The 2,136-nt window shown below is 49.1% G+C and carries 1 rRNA gene; it reads right to left on the bottom strand.

The features are described 5' to 3' along the window. Nucleotides 1-2,136 (bottom strand): 23S ribosomal RNA (locus tag ABD692_RS20890); the annotation flags it as partial.

Here is a 2,136-nt window from a genome sequence, read left to right as displayed (position 1 = left end):
CGCTTCAAAGCCTCCCACCTATCCTACACATCCTGTATCCAATGTCAATGTTAAATTGTAGTGAAGGTGCATGGGGTCTTTCCGTCCCGTTGCGGGTACCCGGCGTCTTCACCGGGACCACAATTTCACCGAGCTCATGGCTGAGACAGCGCCCAGATCGTTACACCATTCGTGCAGGTCGGAACTTACCCGACAAGGAATTTCGCTACCTTAGGACCGTTATAGTTACGGCCGCCGTTTACTGGGGCTTCGATTCAATGCTTCTCCTTGCGGATGACATCCCCTCTTAACCTTCCAGCACCGGGCAGGTGTCAGGCCTTATACTTCATCTTTCGATTTTGCAAAGCCATGTGTTTTTGTTAAACAGTCGCCTGGGCCTTTTCACTGCGGCTGACATTACTGCCAGCGCCCCTTCTCCCGAAGTTACAGGGCCATTTTGCCGAGTTCCTTAGCCATGATTCACTCGAGCACCTTAGAATCCTCTTCCCGGATACCTGTGTCGGTTTGCGGTACGGGTTTTTATAACCTGAAGCTTAGCGGTTTTTCTTGGAAGTCTGTTTACCTGCTCTATCCACTCAACCGAAGTCTCGCGGTACTATTAGGTTTCAGCTAGGTCTGCGGATTTGCCTACAGTCCTAATACCTACGCCCTTTAACGATCTATTCCGTCAGATCGCGGCAGTGTCACTACTCCGTCCCCACATCGCAGTTATAAAAAGTACTGGAATATTAACCAGTTGTCCATCGAATATCCCCTTCGGGTTCTCCTTAGGACCCGACTAACCCTGATCCGATTAGCGTTGATCAGGAAACCTTATCCTTTCGGTGGGCGGGTTTCTCGCCCGCCTTATCGTTACTTATGCCTACATTTGCTTTTCTATACGCTCCAGCACCCATTACCAGATACCTTCGCTGCATATAGAATGCTCCCCTACCGATATATTTCAATCCCATAGCTTCGGTGATACACTTAATGCCCGTTTATTATCCATGCCCGATCGCTCGACTAGTGAGCTGTTACGCACTCTTTAAATGAATGGCTGCTTCCAAGCCAACATCCTAGCTGTCTGTGCAATCGGACCTCGTTAGTTCAACTTAGCGTACACTTAGGGACCTTAGCTGATGGTCTGGGTTCTTTCCCTCTCGGCCCGTGACCTTAGCACCCCGGGCCTCACTGCAGATCATATTATATAGCATTCGGAGTTTGTCTGGATTTGGTAGGATTTGACTCCCCCGCACCCAATCAGTAGCTCTACCTCTATATAACTTAATATCCACGCTGTTCCTAAAAACATTTCGGGGAGTACGAGCTATTTCCCAGTTTGATTAGCCTTTCACCCCTACCCACAGATCATCCGGAAACTTTTCAACGTTTATCGGTTCGGTCCTCCAGTACGTGTTACCGCACCTTCAACCTGTCCATGGGTAGATCACAAGGTTTCGCGTCTACCTCCTCTGACTATACGCCCTATTCAGACTCGCTTTCGCTTCGGATCCGTGTCTTAAACACTTAACCTTGCCAGAGAAGAGTAACTCGTAGGCTCATTATGCAAAAGGCACGCCGTCACGCCACCTGGACGCTCCGACCGCTTGTAAGTACACGGTTTCAGGTTCTATTTCACTCCCCTGTTCGGGGTTCTTTTCACCTTTCCCTCACGGTACTGGTTCACTATCGGTCTCTCAGGAGTATTTAGCCTTACCGGATGGTGCCGGCAGATTCCCACAAGGCGTCTCCGACCTCGCGGTACTCAGGATACTACTAGGCTAACATTCTATACGTGTACCGGGCTATCACCGTGTATCGCTGGGCTTCCCATCCCATTCCACTTCTGTTTGTTAATACCACATCGTAGTCCTACAACCCCCACTTTGCCGTAACAAAGTAGGTTTGGGCTCTTTCCCGTTCGCTCGCCACTACTTAGGAAATCATTATTATTTTCTCTTCCTCTGCTTACTTAGATGTTTCAGTTCGGCAGGTTTGCTCATTATATGTGACATGTCTTCAACATGCCGGGTTGCCCCATTCGGAAATCTTCGGATTAATTCCTATTTGCAAATACCCGAAGCTTATCGCAGCTTATCACGTCCTTCATCGCCTCTGAGAGCCAAGGCATCCCCCGTGTACTCTTTATTACTT

It is taken from the genome of Pedobacter ginsengiterrae, from assembly GCF_039537385.1.
In the GTDB taxonomy this organism is placed as follows: domain Bacteria; phylum Bacteroidota; class Bacteroidia; order Sphingobacteriales; family Sphingobacteriaceae; genus Pedobacter; species Pedobacter ginsengiterrae.
This window is presented reverse-complemented; position numbering and strand designations above follow the sequence as displayed.